At 29.7% G+C, this 17,171-nt stretch carries 13 protein-coding genes and 3 pseudogenes; 9 read left to right on the forward strand and 7 right to left on the reverse strand.

The features are described 5' to 3' along the window. The first annotated feature begins 66 nt into the window (after positions 1-66). The 3 genes from HMPREF2881_RS11565 (at position 67) to HMPREF2881_RS10110 (ending at position 2,481) form a co-directional block, all read left to right on the forward strand. Positions 67-456, forward strand: coding sequence for a hydroxymethylglutaryl-CoA synthase (locus HMPREF2881_RS11565; RefSeq protein ID WP_020444595.1), 390 nt, complete (start codon positions 67-69; stop codon positions 454-456). Positions 457-1,212: 756 nt separating this feature from the next. Next, positions 1,213-1,956 (forward strand): glycerophosphoryl diester phosphodiesterase, encoded by a 744-nt coding sequence (locus tag HMPREF2881_RS10105; RefSeq protein WP_000958858.1) that lies wholly within the window; start codon positions 1,213-1,215, stop codon positions 1,954-1,956. A gap of 96 nt (positions 1,957-2,052) precedes the next feature. Then, positions 2,053-2,481 carry a MaoC family dehydratase gene (locus HMPREF2881_RS10110; RefSeq protein WP_000872606.1) on the forward strand — a complete coding sequence of 143 codons (429 nt, stop codon included), beginning with the start codon at positions 2,053-2,055 and terminating at the stop codon, positions 2,479-2,481. A 45-nt stretch (positions 2,482-2,526) separates the two neighbouring features. On the opposite strand, the gene mecA is transcribed toward HMPREF2881_RS10110, so the two are convergent. After that, positions 2,527-4,536 carry a PBP2a family beta-lactam-resistant peptidoglycan transpeptidase MecA gene (mecA, locus tag HMPREF2881_RS10115; RefSeq protein ID WP_001801873.1) on the reverse strand — a complete coding sequence of 670 codons (2,010 nt, stop codon included), beginning with the start codon at positions 4,534-4,536 and terminating at the stop codon, positions 2,527-2,529. Positions 4,537-4,632: 96 nt separating this feature from the next. Here mecA and mecR1 point away from each other — a divergent pair, with 96 nt between their 5' ends. Both mecR1 and mecI read left to right on the forward strand, forming a co-directional pair. Further along, positions 4,633-6,390, forward strand: coding sequence for a beta-lactam sensor/signal transducer MecR1 (gene mecR1, locus HMPREF2881_RS10120; protein WP_000952923.1), 1,758 nt, complete (start codon positions 4,633-4,635; stop codon positions 6,388-6,390). Further along, a complete protein-coding gene (gene mecI, locus HMPREF2881_RS10125; protein WP_000369214.1) occupies positions 6,390-6,761 on the forward strand; it encodes a mecA-type methicillin resistance repressor MecI in 372 nt (123 codons plus the stop codon). The genes mecR1 and mecI overlap by 1 nt, the downstream gene beginning before the upstream one ends. Positions 6,762-6,845: 84 nt before the next feature. Here the strand turns inward: mecI and psm-mec are convergent, their stop codons facing one another. Continuing rightward, on the reverse strand, positions 6,846-6,914 hold the full coding sequence (gene psm-mec / locus HMPREF2881_RS11700; RefSeq protein ID WP_014532405.1) for a phenol-soluble modulin PSM-mec: 69 nt from the start codon (positions 6,912-6,914) through the stop codon (positions 6,846-6,848). 333 nt (positions 6,915-7,247) lie between these two features. On the opposite strand from psm-mec, the gene HMPREF2881_RS10130 reads away from it, so the two are divergent. Beyond that, positions 7,248-8,378 carry an ROK family transcriptional regulator gene (locus tag HMPREF2881_RS10130; RefSeq protein WP_010922808.1) on the forward strand — a complete coding sequence of 377 codons (1,131 nt, stop codon included), beginning with the start codon at positions 7,248-7,250 and terminating at the stop codon, positions 8,376-8,378. Positions 8,379-8,491: 113 nt separating this feature from the next. Here the strand turns inward: HMPREF2881_RS10130 and cstB are convergent. Beyond that, a pseudogene (gene cstB / locus HMPREF2881_RS10140) lies at positions 8,492-9,826 on the reverse strand (persulfide dioxygenase-sulfurtransferase CstB). 32 nt (positions 9,827-9,858) lie between these two features. Next, positions 9,859-10,725, reverse strand: a pseudogene (locus tag HMPREF2881_RS10145) (DsrE/DsrF/DrsH-like family protein); the annotation flags it as partial. On the opposite strand from HMPREF2881_RS10145, the pseudogene HMPREF2881_RS10150 reads away from it, so the two are divergent. The 3 genes and pseudogenes from HMPREF2881_RS10150 to HMPREF2881_RS10160 all read left to right on the forward strand — a co-directional run. Then, positions 10,716-12,143 (forward strand): annotated as a pseudogene (locus HMPREF2881_RS10150) (type I restriction-modification system subunit M); the annotation flags it as partial. The pseudogenes HMPREF2881_RS10145 and HMPREF2881_RS10150 sit on opposite strands and share 10 nt — an antisense overlap. A gap of 70 nt (positions 12,144-12,213) precedes the next feature. Beyond that, complete coding sequence (locus tag HMPREF2881_RS11920; RefSeq protein ID WP_371094497.1) at positions 12,214-13,335, forward strand: restriction endonuclease subunit S; 1,122 nt, start codon at positions 12,214-12,216, stop codon at positions 13,333-13,335. 136 nt (positions 13,336-13,471) lie between these two features. Then, the gene (locus HMPREF2881_RS10160; RefSeq protein ID WP_070653749.1) at positions 13,472-14,455 is read left to right on the forward strand and encodes an HNH endonuclease; all 984 of its coding nucleotides are present in this window, start codon (positions 13,472-13,474) and stop codon (positions 14,453-14,455) included. A 778-nt stretch (positions 14,456-15,233) separates the two neighbouring features. Here the strand turns inward: HMPREF2881_RS10160 and HMPREF2881_RS10165 are convergent. From HMPREF2881_RS10165 to HMPREF2881_RS10175, 3 genes are all read right to left on the reverse strand, one after another. Then, a complete protein-coding gene (locus HMPREF2881_RS10165) occupies positions 15,234-15,626 on the reverse strand; it encodes a serine integrase family protein (RefSeq protein WP_070653750.1) in 393 nt (130 codons plus the stop codon). Positions 15,627-16,088: 462 nt separating this feature from the next. Next, positions 16,089-16,445, reverse strand: coding sequence for a hypothetical protein (locus HMPREF2881_RS10170; protein ID WP_070653751.1), 357 nt, complete (start codon positions 16,443-16,445; stop codon positions 16,089-16,091). Positions 16,446-16,945: 500 nt separating this feature from the next. After that, positions 16,946-17,167, reverse strand: a complete 222-nt coding sequence (locus tag HMPREF2881_RS10175; protein ID WP_070653752.1) for a hypothetical protein — start codon at positions 17,165-17,167, stop codon at positions 16,946-16,948. Positions 17,168-17,171 lie beyond the last annotated feature (4 nt).

Consider the following 17,171-nt stretch of genomic DNA (forward strand, 5'->3'; position numbering starts at 1 on the left):
TGTTAAATTGTTTATATCTGAAATAGTTCATACAGAAGACTCCTTTTTGTTAAAATTATACTATAAATTCAACTTTGCAACAGAACCGTATTATGGAATAGAGATGTTGGTAACATTTATACAGGATCATTATACTTAAGTTTAATTTCGTTATTACAGAACCACACATTCCAACCAGAAGAGAAAGTATGTCTATTTAGTTATGGTTCAGGAGCAGTAGGAGAAATCTTTAGTGGTTCAATCGTTAAAGGATATGACAAAGCATTAGATAAAGAGAAACACTTAAATATGCTAGAATCTAGAGAGCAATTATCAGTCGAAGAATACGAAACATTCTTTAACAGATTTGATAATCAAGAATTTGATTTCGAACGTGAATTGACACAAGATCCATATTCAAAAGTATACTTATACAGTATAGAAGACCATATCAGAACATATAAGATAGAGAAATAAACTAGTGGCCGATTGTGCTTGATGAGCTTGGGACATAAATCCTAACTCGAAATAAATAAGCATATCACTAAACTGATTTTTTAAAGTTTACAGTGATATGCTTATTTTTTTATCTTACGATTTTGTACGTGCATGCTTGCCTAGGGGTATGGCTCGAGCCATTAGTCTCTCGCACATACTATTCCCTCAGGCGTCAGCACTTACAAAATCGGTTGTAATTTTCATTTTTATACGCATTCTTACTGAGATTATACTAATAAGAGGAATAGTAAAAGCAATTCTAAGTAAAATTGCAGATAAGAGGTTTGTTAAAAGCAGTTCTCAGTAAAATTACAGATAAGAGGTACGTTAAAAGCAGTTCTAAGTAAAATTGCAGATAAGAGGTACGTTAAAAGCAGTTCTAGGCAAAATTGCAGATAAGAGGTGCGTTAAAAGCAGTTCTCAGTAAAATTGCTGATAAGGGGTAAGTTAAAAGCAATCCTAAGTAAAATTGCAGATAAGAGGTAAGTTAAAAGCAATCCTAAGTAAAATTGCAGATAAGGGGTACAGAAAAACTAGACTTGATTACAAAATGGAGCTTGGGACATAAATGATTTTTTAAAAATGAGATGAGACGTAGATTAACTCCATAATCAATACGAATCTATCGACTTCTTTATTTATGATATTCATCTCTTTTTAATGGAAATAAAAGTGCGATTAATGTGATAATACAGTTACGTTAATTAAAAAAATAAAAATGCAAGGAGAGGTAATATGCTAACTGTATATGGACATAGAGGATTACCTAGTAAAGCTCCGGAAAATACAATTGCATCATTTAAAGCTGCTTCAGAAGTAGAAGGTATAAACTGGTTGGAGTTAGATGTTGCAATTACAAAAGATGAACAACTGATTATCATTCATGATGATTATTTAGAACGGACTACAAATATGTCCGGGGAAATAACTGAATTGAATTATGATGAAATTAAAGATGCTTCTGCAGGATCTTGGTTTGGTGAAAAATTCAAAGATGAACATTTGCCAACTTTCGATGATGTAGTAAAAATAGCAAATGAATATAATATGAATTTAAATGTAGAATTAAAAGGTATTACTGGACCGAATGGACTAGCACTTTCTAAAAGTATGGTTAAGCAAGTGGAAGAACAATTAACAAACTTAAATCAGAATCAAGAAGTGCTCATTTCAAGCTTTAATGTTGTGCTTGTTAAACTTGCAGAAGAAATCATGCCACAATATAACAGAGCAGTTATATTCCATACAACTTCGTTTCGTGAAGACTGGAGAACACTTTTAGATTACTGTAATGCTAAAATAGTAAACACTGAAGATGCCAAACTTACTAAAGCAAAAGTAAAAATGGTAAAAGAAGCGGGTTATGAATTGAACGTATGGACTGTAAACAAACCAGCACGTGCAAACCAACTTGCTAATTGGGGAGTTGATGGTATCTTTACAGACAATGCAGATAAAATGGTGCATTTGTCTCAATAGAAAGTTAGAGGTGAGTCTTACGTTTCAGTGACGGTAGACTTACCTTTAACATGTTACATACTAAAAAATTAATTTGAATAAGAAAGAGAGACATATATGAAATACGATGATTTTATAGTAGGAGAAACATTCAAAACAAAAAGCCTTCATATTACAGAAGAAGAAATTATCCAATTTGCAACAACTTTTGATCCTCAATATATGCATATAGATAAAGAAAAAGCAGAACAAAGTAGATTTAAAGGTATCATTGCATCTGGCATGCATACACTTTCAATATCATTTAAATTATGGGTAGAAGAAGGTAAATACGGAGAAGAAGTTGTAGCAGGAACACAAATGAATAACGTTAAATTTATTAAACCTGTATACCCAGGTAATACATTGTACGTTATCGCTGAAATTACAAATAAGAAATCCATAAAAAAAGAAAATGGACTCGTTACAGTGTCACTTTCAACATACAATGAAAATGAAGAAATTGTATTTAAGGGAGAAGTAACAGCACTTATTAATAATTCATAATAAAACAGTGAAGCAACCATCGTTATGGATTGCTTCACTGTTTTGTTATTCATCTATATCGTATTTTTTATTACCGTTCTCATATAGCTCATCATACACTTTACCTGAGATTTTGGCATTGTAGCTAGCCATTCCTTTATCTTGTACATCTTTAACATTAATAGCCATCATCATGTTTGGATTATCTTTATCATATGATATAAACCACCCAATTTGTCTGCCAGTTTCTCCTTGTTTCATTTTGAGTTCTGCAGTACCGGATTTGCCAATTAAGTTTGCATAAGATCTATAAATATCTTCTTTATGTGTTTTATTTACGACTTGTTGCATACCATCAGTTAATAGATTGATATTTTCTTTGGAAATAATATTTTTCTTCCAAACTTTGTTTTTCGTGTCTTTTAATAAGTGAGGTGCGTTAATATTGCCATTATTTTCTAATGCGCTATAGATTGAAAGGATCTGTACTGGGTTAATCAGTATTTCACCTTGTCCGTAACCTGAATCAGCTAATAATATTTCATTATCTAAATTTTTGTTTGAAATTTGAGCATTATAAAATGGATAATCACTTGGTATATCTTCACCAACACCTAGTTTTTTCATGCCTTTTTCAAATTTCTTACTGCCTAATTCGAGTGCTACTCTAGCAAAGAAAATGTTATCTGATGATTCTATTGCTTGTTTTAAGTCGATATTACCATTTACCACTTCATATCTTGTAACGTTGTAACCACCCCAAGATTTATCTTTTTGCCAACCTTTACCATCGATTTTATAACTTGTTTTATCGTCTAATGTTTTGTTATTTAACCCAATCATTGCTGTTAATATTTTTTGAGTTGAACCTGGTGAAGTTGTAATCTGGAACTTGTTGAGCAGAGGTTCTTTTTTATCTTCGGTTAATTTATTATATTCTTCGTTACTCATGCCATACATAAATGGATAGACGTCATATGAAGGTGTGCTTACAAGTGCTAATAATTCACCTGTTTGAGGGTGGATAGCAGTACCTGAGCCATAATCATTTTTCATGTTGTTATAAATACTCTTTTGAACTTTAGCATCAATAGTTAGTTGAATATCTTTGCCATCTTTTTTCTTTTTCTCTATTAATGTATGTGCGATTGTATTGCTATTATCGTCAACGATTGTGACACGATAGCCATCTTCATGTTGGAGCTTTTTATCGTAAAGTTTTTCGAGTCCCTTTTTACCAATAACTGCATCATCTTTATAGCCTTTATATTCTTTTTGTTTTAATTCTTCAGAGTTAATGGGACCAACATAACCTAATAGATGTGAAGTCGCTTTTCCTAGAGGATAGTTACGACTTTCTGTTTCATTAGTTGTAAGATGAAATTTTTTTGCGAAATCACTTAAATATTCATCCATTTTTTTAACGGTTTTAAGTGGAACGAAGGTATCATCTTGTACCCAATTTTGATCCATTTGTTGTTTGATATAGTCTTCAGAAATACTTAGTTCTTTAGCGATTGCTTTATAATCTTTTTTAGATACATTCTTTGGAACGATGCCTATCTCATATGCTGTTCCTGTATTGGCCAATTCCACATTGTTTCGGTCTAAAATTTTACCACGTTCTGATTTTAAATTTTCAATATGTATGCTTTGGTCTTTCTGCATTCCTGGAATAATGACGCTATGATCCCAATCTAACTTCCACATACCATCTTCTTTAACAAAATTAAATTGAACGTTGCGATCAATGTTACCGTAGTTTGTTTTAATTTTATATTGAGCATCTACTCGTTTTTTATTTTTAGATACTTTTTTTATTTTACGATCCTGAATGTTTATATCTTTAACGCCTAAACTATTATATATTTTTATCGGACGTTCAGTCATTTCTACTTCACCATTATCGCTTTTAGAAATATAACTGCTATCTTTATAAACTTGTTTGAAATTTTTATCTTCAATTGCATCAATAGTATTATTAATTTCTTTATCTTTTGAAGCATAAAAATATATACCAAACCCGACAACTACAACTATTAAAATAAGTGGAACAATTTTTATCTTTTTCATCAATAACCTCCTTATATAAGACTACATTTGTAGTATATTACAAATGTAGTATTTATGTCAAAATAATGTTATAATTTTTGTGATATGGAGGTGTAGAAGGTGTTATCATCTTTTTTAATGTTAAGTATAATCAGTTCATTGCTCACGATATGTGTAATTTTTTTAGTGAGAATGCTCTATATAAAATATACTCAAAATATTATGTCACATAAGATTTGGTTATTAGTGCTCGTCTCCACGTTAATTCCATTAATACCATTTTACAAAATATCGAATTTTACATTTTCAAAAGATATGATGAATCGAAATGTATCTGACACGACTTCTTCGGTTAGTCATATGTTAGATGGTCAACAATCATCTGTTACGAAAGACTTAGCAATTAATGTTAATCAGTTTGAGACCTCAAATATAACGTATATGATTCTTTTGATATGGGTATTTGGTAGTTTGTTGTGCTTATTTTATATGATTAAGGCATTCCGACAAATTGATGTTATTAAAAGTTCGTCATTGGAATCGTCATATCTTAATGAACGACTTAAAGTATGTCAAAGTAAGATGCAGTTCTACAAAAAGCATATAACAATTAGTTATAGTTCAAACATTGATAATCCGATGGTATTTGGTTTAGTGAAATCCCAAATTGTACTACCAACTGTCGTAGTCGAAACCATGAATGACAAAGAAATTGAATATATTATTCTACATGAACTATCACATGTGAAAAGTCATGACTTAATATTCAACCAGCTTTATGTTGTTTTTAAAATGATATTCTGGTTTAATCCTGCACTATATATAAGTAAAACAATGATGGACAATGACTGTGAAAAAGTATGTGATAGAAACGTTTTAAAAATTTTGAATCGCCATGAACATATACGTTATGGTGAATCGATATTAAAATGCTCTATTTTAAAATCTCAGCACATAAATAATGTGGCAGCACAATATTTACTAGGTTTTAATTCAAATATTAAAGAACGTGTTAAGTATATTGCACTTTATGATTCAATGCCTAAACCTAATCGAAACAAGCGTATTGTTGCGTATATTGTATGTAGTATATCGCTTTTAATACAAGCACCGTTACTATCTGCACATGTTCAACAAGACAAATATGAAACAAATGTATCATATAAAAAATTAAATCAACTAGCTCCGTATTTCAAAGGATTTGATGGAAGTTTTGTGCTTTATAATGAACGGGAGCAAGCTTATTCTATTTATAATGAACCAGAAAGTAAACAACGATATTCACCTAATTCTACTTACAAAATTTATTTAGCGTTAATGGCATTCGACCAAAATTTACTCTCATTAAATCATACTGAACAACAATGGGATAAACATCAATATCCATTTAAAGAATGGAACCAAGATCAAAATTTAAATTCTTCAATGAAATATTCAGTAAATTGGTATTACGAAAATTTAAACAAACATTTAAGACAAGATGAGGTTAAATCTTATTTAGATCTAATTGAATATGGTAATGAAGAAATATCAGGGAATGAAAATTATTGGAATGAATCTTCATTAAAAATTTCTGCAATAGAACAGGTTAATTTGTTGAAAAATATGAAACAACATAACATGCATTTTGATAATAAGGCTATTGAAAAAGTTGAAAATAGTATGACTTTGAAACAAAAAGATACTTATAAATATGTAGGTAAAACTGGAACAGGAATCGTGAATCACAAAGAAGCAAATGGATGGTTCGTAGGTTATGTTGAAACGAAAGATAATACGTATTATTTTGCTACACATTTAAAAGGCGAAGACAATGCGAATGGCGAAAAAGCACAACAAATTTCTGAGCGTATTTTAAAAGAAATGGAGTTAATATAATGGATAATAAAACGTATGAAATATCATCTGCAGAATGGGAAGTTATGAATATCATTTGGATGAAAAAATATGCAAGTGCGAATAATATAATAGAAGAAATACAAATGCAAAAGGACTGGAGTCCAAAAACCATTCGTACACTTATAACGAGATTGTATAAAAAGGGATTTATAGATCGTAAAAAAGACAATAAAATTTTTCAATATTACTCTCTTGTAGAAGAAAGTGATATAAAATATAAAACATCTAAAAACTTTATCAATAAAGTATACAAAGGCGGTTTCAATTCACTTGTCTTAAACTTTGTAGAAAAAGAAGATCTATCACAAGATGAAATAGAAGAATTGAGAAATATATTGAATAAAAAATAAAATTGTTGTGTTTACAACAATACATAGAAAACAGAGGAAACAATCAAGTCGTTGAATATTTCCTCTGTTTTTTAGTTGAAAAAATTAACCGAAAGCCTGAATGCAAGTCTTGATTAAATCAATAATGCTTGTAATAACACCAGTGAAATCCATATGCATACCCTCTTTCTATTTAAGATACATTAAGTATAATATCAAACAAATAAAAAATGTTAAAAATTCCCTAATTGGCTATTTAGATTGCATAAATGTCAAAAATTTGAAAAACATACAACGACTTTGCATAAAAAATCGTCATATTGGAAATACGTAATTTATTGAAATAATAAAAAAAATAAAAGAACGAAGATGATAACCTAAGTGAGGTTTTAAGTTGTTCTAAGGTTTAATTTAATTTATGTTAAAATAGTTGGTATAAAAATACATGATAAACTATAAACTAAATTCAAAATAACTTATGGGGTAGGCAATTATGGAAAATAAAATATAAATGATAATGAAAAAAGAGTGCTAAGGGAAATTTATAACCATCATAATATTTCGCGTACTCAAATATCTAAAAATCTTGAGATTAATAAGGCAACGATTTCTAGTATTTTGAATAAGTTAAAGTATAAATCTCTTGTTAATGAGGTTGGTGAGGGTGATAGCACGAAGAGTGGTGGTAGAAAACCTATTCTTCTGAAGGTTAATCATCTTTATGGTTATTTTATTTCTTTGGATTTAACTTATAGTTCTGTTGAAGTGATGTACAATTATTTTGATGGTAATGTCATTAAGCATGAATCTTATGATTTACCTGATGAAAAGGTTAGTAGTATATTAAGCATAATAAAAAAACATATTGATATTCAGGAGAAACTTGATACTTATAACGGACTATTAGGTGTGTCTGTTTCTATACATGGAGTTGTGGATAATGAGCAGCATGTGACATATTTACCATTCCATGAAACTGAAGGAATTTCAATTGCTAAGAAAATAAAAGAAATTACTAATGTTCCAGTCGTAGTTGAAAATGAAGCGAATCTTTCAGCGTTATATGAACGTAATTTTAATCATAATTTATCCTACAATAATCTTATTGCTTTAAGTATACATAAAGGTATTGGTGCTGGGCTTATTATTAATAATCAATTGTATCGTGGTGCAAATGGGGAAGCGGGTGAAATTGGAAAAACACTTGTCTCAAAAGTTAGCGATAATGTGGAGATCTTTCATAAGATTGAAGATATTTTTTCACAAGAAGCTTTACTGCATAATTTAAGTAATCAACTAAATGAGAAGATGACGCTTAGCAAATTAATTCAATTTTATAATGAAAAAAATCCAGTCGTAGTTGAAGAAATGGAACAATTTATAAATAAAATTGCTGTTTTAATACATAATTTAAACACCCAGTTTAATCCGAATGCAATTTACATTAACTGTCCATTGTTCAATGAAATGCCTGAAATATTAGAAGCAATTAAGAACCAGTTCAAACAATATTCACGTAACGAAATTCAAATAAAGTTAACATCTAATGTCAAATTTGCAACTTTGCTAGGTGGTACATTAGCAATTATCCAAAAAGTACTACAGATTAATGATATTTACTTAGATATAAAAGCATAAAAAACTAATTCAAATGAATAATCAAAGTTCGTAATTGTCTTTATAAAAAAATCCCTCAATCCGAATTGAATTTTCGGATTGAGGGATTTTTATAGTTCTATTGCAGAAGAAAACTATTTTAAAAATGCTGGTAAATGTTGATAGCCACCTCTAACGTTAACAATATTCGTAAATCCTTTATATTCTAATATTCCTACCGCTATTGAACTTCTAACACCTGATTGACAATGTACATAAATTAGGTCATTTTTATCGAAAGGTATATCTTCATTTAAAAGTTTACCGTGAGGAATATGAATTGCTTGTTTTAAATGACCTTTACGCCATTCATCATCATTACGAACATCTAATACATTATGTTCTTCACCAGTCATTTCAGAACTATGAATAGATGATGTGACGATATTTGTTTGTGGCAAACGGTAACTTTTTACATTTTCAAAACCAATTAATTGTAAAGCATGAATAGCTTGTTGAACGGTAGATTTATCGCCAATTAATTCAATATCTTAGTCATAATCTAAATACCAACCAATTTGATTTATAAAAGTTTTATTAAAAGGAATATTGATAGTTCCATGCATATGACCACCATGGAATGCTTCTTTACTTCGAAGATCAAAAGCAGTTTGTGTATTGCTTGAACTAGGGTAAACATTATATGGTTGGTACATTTGCATACCAAATTGATTTATTTTTTTCATTTGTGAAAAATGGTGTGGTGGAGCTGGCTGATTGAGTGTTAAAGTTTCGATAAATGAAGTTTCATCTTTAACATTAAAAGCCCAGTTGTTTATTTTCTCATAACCCAAAGTAGTTGTAGGTAATGAACCTAGCGCTTTACCACAAGGACTCCCTGCACCATGACCTGGCCAAATTTGAATATAGTCTGGTAATGTTGCAGCAAATTGTATGGACTGATACATTTGTTTTGCTCCGATTTTTGTAGAACCTTCAACATTTACAGCTTTTTCTAATAGATCTGGTCTACCTACATCACCAACAAAGATGAAGTCACCGCTAAATAATCCCATTGGTATACTGGAACCCCCACCTTCGTCAGTAAGTAAAAAACTAATACTCTCAGGGGGATGGCCTGGAGTGTGTAAGACTTCTAATTTAATCTTTCCTAAATAGATAATATCTTGATGCTTAACGAAATGTGTTTGTTTAGGCATATTTTTATAATTAAATTCATCTTTACCTTCATCAGATACGTATATACTTGCATTCAATTTATTTGCCACATCTCTAATACCTGAAGCAAAATCAGCATGAATATGTGTTTCTGCAGCTTTAGTAATTGTGAATCCTTCTTTATCTGCAACTTTTAAATATTTTGTTAAATCTCGTATAGGGTCAATAATCATTGCTTCTCCTGTACGTTGACATCCAATTAAATAAGATGCTTGTGAAAAATTGTCTTCATAAAATTGTTTGAAAAACAAAAAAAACTCCTTTTTAAAATAGATTTTATTGATTAGATAAATAAGTTATGATTTGCTTGCTCAGTATGTCCAATATAAGTACCTACGCCACCATAATCGACTTCATCTCTTAATTCTTCTTTTGAAATTCCCATAACATCCATACTCATGGTACAAGCAATTAACTTTATATCTTGATCGATTGCTTGATCGATAAGTGAGTATAAAGAATCAACATTTTTCTTGTTCATTACATAACGCATCATAATATTACCTAGTCCAAACATATTCATTTTTGATAATGGCATATGTATTGGATCCTTAGGTAACATAAGGTCAAACATTTTGGAAATACCTTTCTTTTTAACGCGAGTTGATTGCGCTTTTTTTAATGCGTTGAGGCCCCAAAAAGTAAAGAAAATAGTTACATCTTTACCTGCTGCTTTAGCGCTATTTGCGATGATCATTGCTGCTACTGCCTTATCTAACTCACCGCTAAATAAAACAATTGTTGTACCTGTAGCAGTGTCATTGATTTCAAATTCTTTTGGCTTTTCTTTTTGAATAATTGCATTAATTACATTTGCTTCTTCAGTAAGATTTACAAGGGTATTCCCTGTTTGTTTCGCCCAACTTTTAATATCACTATTGAAACCAGGATCTGTAACTGTTACCTCGATTTGCTCACCCGTTGAAATATTGTTAATTTCTTTACTGATATTAACAATAGGTCCAGGGCACTGAAGACCTCTAAAATCAAATTGTTTACGATTCTCTTTGATTTCAATATCTTTTTCTATTAAAGGAGCACTATTGAAGTTCTTTGCTTCATAATCTTTATATCCACCCTTTAAATTCACGACATCATAACCTTGTTTGGCTAAATAATCGCAAGCTTTAGTGCTTCGGTTACCGCTTCTTATCGGAAAAAACAGAAGAAGAAGTGGCTGAGTTATTAAAAGAAGACAACATTTCATATGCAGACGCTTGGGAAGATGAAGAATATCGTGAAGCATTACAACAAGAGCTAATCAATTTAATTGGTTTTGTGATTGAGCCTCAAGATTTATTTAGTCACTTAATTCAGAAAATTGAAACTCAAACATTTGAAATCGAAGATTTGCATAAAGCGATTAATAAAATCGAAGAATCAACACGTGGTGAAGACAGTGAAGAGGACTTTGACCATTTATTCGCAGATATGGATTTAAACTCGACACGTTTAGGGAATACAAATGCAGCACGAACAAAACTCATCTCAAAAGTTATGGTTAATCTAGCGACCCTTCCTTTTGTGCATAGCGATATTGAAATTGATATGTTAGGGGATGCTTATGAATATTTAATCGGTCAATTTGCGGCTAATGCAGGTAAAAAAGCGGGAGAATTCTATACGCCACAACAAGTGTCTAAAATTTTAGCTAAGATTGTCACAACGAATAAACCGAATTTAAAAAATGTTTATGACCCAACATGTGGTTCAGGTTCATTATTGTTACGTGTTGGACGTGAAGCTGATGTTCGCTTCTATTATGGTCAAGAATATAACAATACCACATTCAACTTAGCACGAATGAATATGTTACTTCACGATGTGAACTATACGCGTTTTAAAATTGATAATGATGATACGTTAGAAAATCCAGCTTTTAGAGGCGAAAAGTTTGATGCCGTAGTTGCCAATCCACCTTATAGTGCCAAATGGAGTGCCGATCCATCATTTTTAGATGATGAACGTTTTAGCGGTTATGGTAAATTAGCTCCTAAATCAAAAGCAGATTTTGCCTTTATTCAACACATGATTCATTATTTAGATGATAATGGTACAATGGCCGTTGTTTTACCCCATGGTGTATTATTCCGTGGTGCAGCAGAGGGCACGATTCGTAAATATTTAATTGAAGAAAAGAATTATCTAGATGCAGTCATTGGATTACCAGCAAACCTATTCTTTGGAACAAGTATTCCCACAAGTATATTAGTATTTAAAAAATGCCGAGAAGATAGTGATAATGTATTATTCATTGATGCTTCTCAATCATTTGAAAAAGGTAAAAACCAAAATCATTTGACAGATGAAGACGTTGATAAAATTGTAGAAACATATCGTAATAGAGAAACCATTGATAAGTTTAGCTATGTAGCCTCTTTAGATGAAATCAAAGAAAATGACTATAACTTAAATATCCCTAGATATGTCGACACATTTGAAGAAGAAGAACCGATTGATTTAGACCAAGTACAACAACAACTCTCAGATATTGATAAAGAAATTTCAGATGTTGAATCAGAAATCAACAACTACCTCAAAGAACTAGGAGTGTTGAAAAATGAATAAGCAGACAAATACTCCAGAATTAAGATTTCCAGAATTTAAAAATGTATGGAAAAATAATATTTTAAAAAATATGGCTACAACATTTAGCGGGGGCACACCGTCGTCAACTAATAAGAGTTTATATGCTGGAGAAATACCTTTTATACGATCAGGTGAAATTAATTCTTTAATAACTGAAATGAAAATTTCCCAGAAAGCTTTAGAAAAATCTTCAGCTAAAATGGTCAATGAAGGAGATATTTTATACGCATTATATGGAGCTACTAGTGGTGAAGTAGCAATAAGTAAAATTGAAGGCGCGATTAATCAGGCGGTATTATGCATAAGAACAAAGCAAATCACAAGTTTTCTTTACCAATATTTAAAGCTAAAGAAATCTAATATATTAAATAAATATTTACAAGGGGGACAAGGTAATTTATCAGCAAAAATAATTAAAAATATAGTATTATCAATGCCTGATACTAAAGAACAGCGAAAGATAGGTGATTTCTTTAGCAAACTCGACCAACAAATCGAATTGGAAGAGAAGAAGTTAGAATTATTAGAGCAACAAAAGCGTGGATATATGCAAAAAGTTTTTTCTCAAGAGTTGAGATTTAAAGATAAAAAGGATAATTATTATTCTGATTGGAAAAATTATCAATTAAAAGACCTCACGTATTATAAAAATGGGAAAGGCTATGAAAAAGTAGCTACAACTAATGGAAAATATAACATTATAAATTTAAATAGCATTGGCGTAAAAGGAGAGTTAAAAGATTCAGGAAAATATACAGATTTTGAAGATGATACATTGTTAAAAAATGATTTAATTATGATTTTAAGTGATGTAGCTAAAGGGAATTTAATTGGAATGACTGCAATTATAGATGAAAATAATAAATATTTATTGAATCAAAGAATAGCTTTACTGAGAATAAAAAATTCTCTAATTACGAATGCTTATTTTCTATATCTTTATATTAATTTTAACCGAAAATATTTCATTAACATGAGTACTGGAATGTCACAATTAAATATCAATAAAAAAACTGTCGAAGATTTCCAAGTTAATTTACCCAGCATAGAAGAACAGAATAAAATTGCGATTTTATTTAAAAATTATGAAGATACTATCAAAAAACAAGCATCAAAAGTGAAACTATTAAAACAACGTAAACAAGGATTATTACAGAAGATGTTTGTATAATTCTTATAACGACCTATTATGTTAATTAAAAATAGAACAAATTAAAGAGTAGATTCCCTCTCAACTGAAATTTAACGCTCTAATAATTATTATTTATAATTTAAAGTATTTAAAATATAATTTAGGAGGAAGCAGAATGGCTATATTTTATGTATATCAAGGTGAAACTTATTTTGATGAACGAGATGGTGGTTTTCTTTGGTCTCCAAAGTTAAATGAAAGTGGTCATCAAAATAGTGGTTATAATATGATGACTAATATAAAAAAAGGTGATTTTATTCTTCATCATCATGAAGGAAATTTAATGGCTATTAGTATTGCTCAAACAGATTATTTTGAAGCTGAAAAACCAGTATATCAAAATAATAAAGGAGCTTCTTGGAATAATGATGGTTATAGAATAAATACTTATTATAATGAGTTTCATACACCAATTAAGATGGGTGATCATAAAAATTGGTTAGCTTCGCATCATAAAGAAAATAGTGCTTTTACAAGACAAGGAAAGGGAAAACAACAATATATGTGTTCAATAGATGATGAGCATGCTTTTTATCTATTGAAGGAAGCAATTAAATTTAATAAAAATACTCAAGTAATTAAATATTTAAATAATGCATTAAAAGATATTGTCGATTATGGTGAATATGAAGAAGAAGAAAAAGGAATTATTGACGATTTAATTGCAAAGAAAGAAGAATCAAAACCTAAATATAGTAGTGTACAAAAAGGACAAGAGATGACAGAAACATCTTCTAATAAAACAAAGAAGCCTAAAAGAAATCCTAAAGTTGCAGCTGATGCTCTAGCTCTTGCGGATTATAAATGTGAATATAATGTGAGTGACAGAACATTTGAAAGAAAATCTGGTAAGGGTTACACAGAACCACATCATTTAATACCTATTAGTAAATATAGAGACTTTAATTATACAAAATGTAGTTTAGATGTTATGCAAAATATTGTTTCGCTTTGTAGTCATTGTCATAATTTGCTTCATTATGGGAAATTTAAGGATAAAGAACCTATTTTGGAAAAACTATATAATGAAAGAAAAGATTTATTAACCAGTGTTGGTTTAGATATTACTCTAGAAGGTCTCAAAAAATATTATAAATAGAATGGTATAAAGAAAATTAATAAACGGAATATCCTTTGTTTTATATTAAAAGACGCTCTGTTTAGTTTATTATTTATTAAATTATAATAGTTTATAGATAATCATTTATCAAAAATATAGGAGCATTCCTCACCGCTAAGTGAAGAATGCTCTAGTTTTATTAGAATATAGTTTTCATTTTGATAGGTAATGGTTAATAATTGTCTTTAAATCATTGTTAAGTACCGTTGTAATAGAGTCATCATTCATAAAATCTTCATATATTTTATGGAGTATTTCTTCATCTTCAATCGCTGTAAAATGATATACTAGTCCTTTTACGATCGATATATAATTTGTGATGCCATCATTGTTACTCTCTTATCATATAGTTATAACATTCTTGTAATCTACCGTCTATTTCACGCATTTCTTTGTTATTCATACTATCTTGACCTGTAAGTAGAGAAATTGTTATGAATCCATACTTCATAGGTATCTATAGCAATAGCATCATAACGAATGTTAATGTTAACATTGGGATAATTTCCATATTTTTAAGTCAGTTAATGAATCCTTTGCCATAATCAGCAGAATTCTTCTTTAAATCTTTATCCTGTGATAATTGTTTTCCTTTTACATAATATGTTTTTGCTTTTTCATCTAATTTAGCTTCACGAATTTTGTCCTTAGCAATCTTTTATAATCTGCCACGTTTCTGCCTCCTGTTAATTTAAGTAATGTGTCTCCATGTTATATTCATACACGTTTTTTACATTATTTCTTCTCTCAGTATTGTCTATAGACAGTCGTCTGTTGCTATAAGACCATGTATAAATTTAAAGCCTTCTGAACCAGCAGTAGAATCTATAAATTCCATATGACTATAAACATCGACATGACTGTTAATGCAAAACTCTATCTGCTTCAGATAATCATATATTTCGTGAAACATATTAAATGATTTATAGAATAAAACTAAATCATAATCTGTATTACGTATTTTAACGTTAAGTTCATTTAATTTAGGATAGTAGCCCACTATAAAGTCTTCTTCATTATCAGTATAAACTTTTTCGATATGATAGTTTTTTTCCTTAGCAATTTTTGTAAGTATTTCTAGTTGCTCTTCTAAGGATACTCCGAATTGTGATTCATTTCCTTCATTCAAGTAGATTGCAGCTGTTTTCATTATTATCATCTCCGATTATTCGTTTAGGTAGGTTTTTATGTTTTCCTTTATGGTCTATCTGAATTAAATTAACTGAATAAACTTTGAGATATGCTACTATTAAGTTATAGTAGTTTCTGTTGAAGGTGCTTCAGTTAAATTAGAATTATTTTCTGTTATCTTTGTCTTATTTTCTTTTTCCTTATCTGTTTTTTGTCTGTTTAGCTTTTAGCTTTGTCAATCTCAAGTTTCAGTTGTGACAAACTTTAATTTTTTTTAATCTCATCTATGCCATCTAATCGGTATTGTCTATATCTTGTTGGACTATTATGAATACTTGTGTGACATTCATAATATTTTTCTGACATACATTATTGAATGTGTTGTTGTTCATTACAGGTTTTTAGTAATTTAATCAGTTTATCTTGCTATTCAATGATTCTGTCTAACTTATCTTCTAGACTCATTATTTTTATCCTTTTTTCATTTATTATGCTTTGTATCAACATTAAAACTGTCAGCATATTCATTCCACAATTCTTTAACTTTCCCATAAGGTACTGGCGGTTGTGAATTGTTAGTTACTATTTCAAAATTAAAGTATCCATCAATTTCGCTCATTTTACCAGCGACGATTTCTTTGAAAATGTAATGTAAGACATTGTGTAACATTTCTTCTCGTTCGTTTGGTAAATCAATGACACCATGTGTCAATGCGTATTCAAAATCTTCTTTGTTGTCGATTGTGATTTTCTTAAATTTATTATTTATTTTTGTATTACCAAACACTTCTTCCAGCACTCTATCATCAGTATTATATATTTCTTTATTGTCTGTCATTACTTTGTACCCCTTATTCGTTATTATTATTGCTATTCTAATATAACACATCTAAAATATCATCATTGGTATAATTCGTTAATCTGTTTTGCCGGTTTGCTTTTGACTCTTTTCGTTTGTTTCCTCTTACTTTTATATTTTGTAAAAGTTTCACTTTATTATTTTTTCTTCTTCTTTGTTCTTGATCCACCTGTTCTACAAGGTAGTTATCAATCCGATATTTCAAAAAATAGCATCTATGGTTCAGATTTAATTTTTTCTGTCAAAAAATATGACAATTAGTAATACATCGTTACATTAAATGTCAATTTTTTGACAAATTCTATAATGAACTGTCTTACATCAATAATATACTATAGTTAATATGCTATTGACTTATTATGTGGAAAATTTAATATAAGTTAACTTTTCATTTCCTTCTAGTTTTTAAAAAAATATATAGTTAAAGCATCCCTCACCGTAAAAGTGAAGGATGCTCTAGTTTTATTAGAATATAGTTTTCATTTTGATAGATAATGGTTAATAATTGTCTGTAAATCATTGTTAAGTACTGTTGTGATAGTGTCGTCATTCATAAAATCATCATAGATTTTATCCAATATTTCTTCATCTTCAATCGCTGTAAAATGATGTACTAGTCCTTTTACGATAGATATATAATTTTGAGATGCTAAGCAACTAGCAACCGTTCGCCAGTCTGAGTGTGTGGTTTCATGGTTCATAGAT

The organism is Staphylococcus sp. HMSC057A08, from assembly GCF_001812925.1.
Lineage (GTDB): Bacteria > Bacillota > Bacilli > Staphylococcales > Staphylococcaceae > Staphylococcus > Staphylococcus hominis.

Coding starts and splice junctions, on each gene's coding strand:
- HMPREF2881_RS10105 (WP_000958858.1), top strand. CDS start 1,213: ATGCTAACTGTATATGGACATAGAGGATTACCTAGTAAAGCTCCGGAA.
- HMPREF2881_RS10110 (WP_000872606.1), top strand. CDS start 2,053: ATGAAATACGATGATTTTATAGTAGGAGAAACATTCAAAACAAAAAGC.
- mecI (WP_000369214.1), top strand. CDS start 6,390: ATGGATAATAAAACGTATGAAATATCATCTGCAGAATGGGAAGTTATG.
- HMPREF2881_RS11920 (WP_371094497.1), top strand. CDS start 12,214: ATGGCTACAACATTTAGCGGGGGCACACCGTCGTCAACTAATAAGAGT.
- HMPREF2881_RS10160 (WP_070653749.1), top strand. CDS start 13,472: ATGGCTATATTTTATGTATATCAAGGTGAAACTTATTTTGATGAACGA.
- HMPREF2881_RS10165 (WP_070653750.1), bottom strand. CDS start 15,626: ATGAAAACAGCTGCAATCTACTTGAATGAAGGAAATGAATCACAATTC.
- HMPREF2881_RS10170 (WP_070653751.1), bottom strand. CDS start 16,445: ATGACAGACAATAAAGAAATATATAATACTGATGATAGAGTGCTGGAA.
- HMPREF2881_RS10175 (WP_070653752.1), bottom strand. CDS start 17,167: ATGAACCATGAAACCACACACTCAGACTGGCGAACGGTTGCTAGTTGC.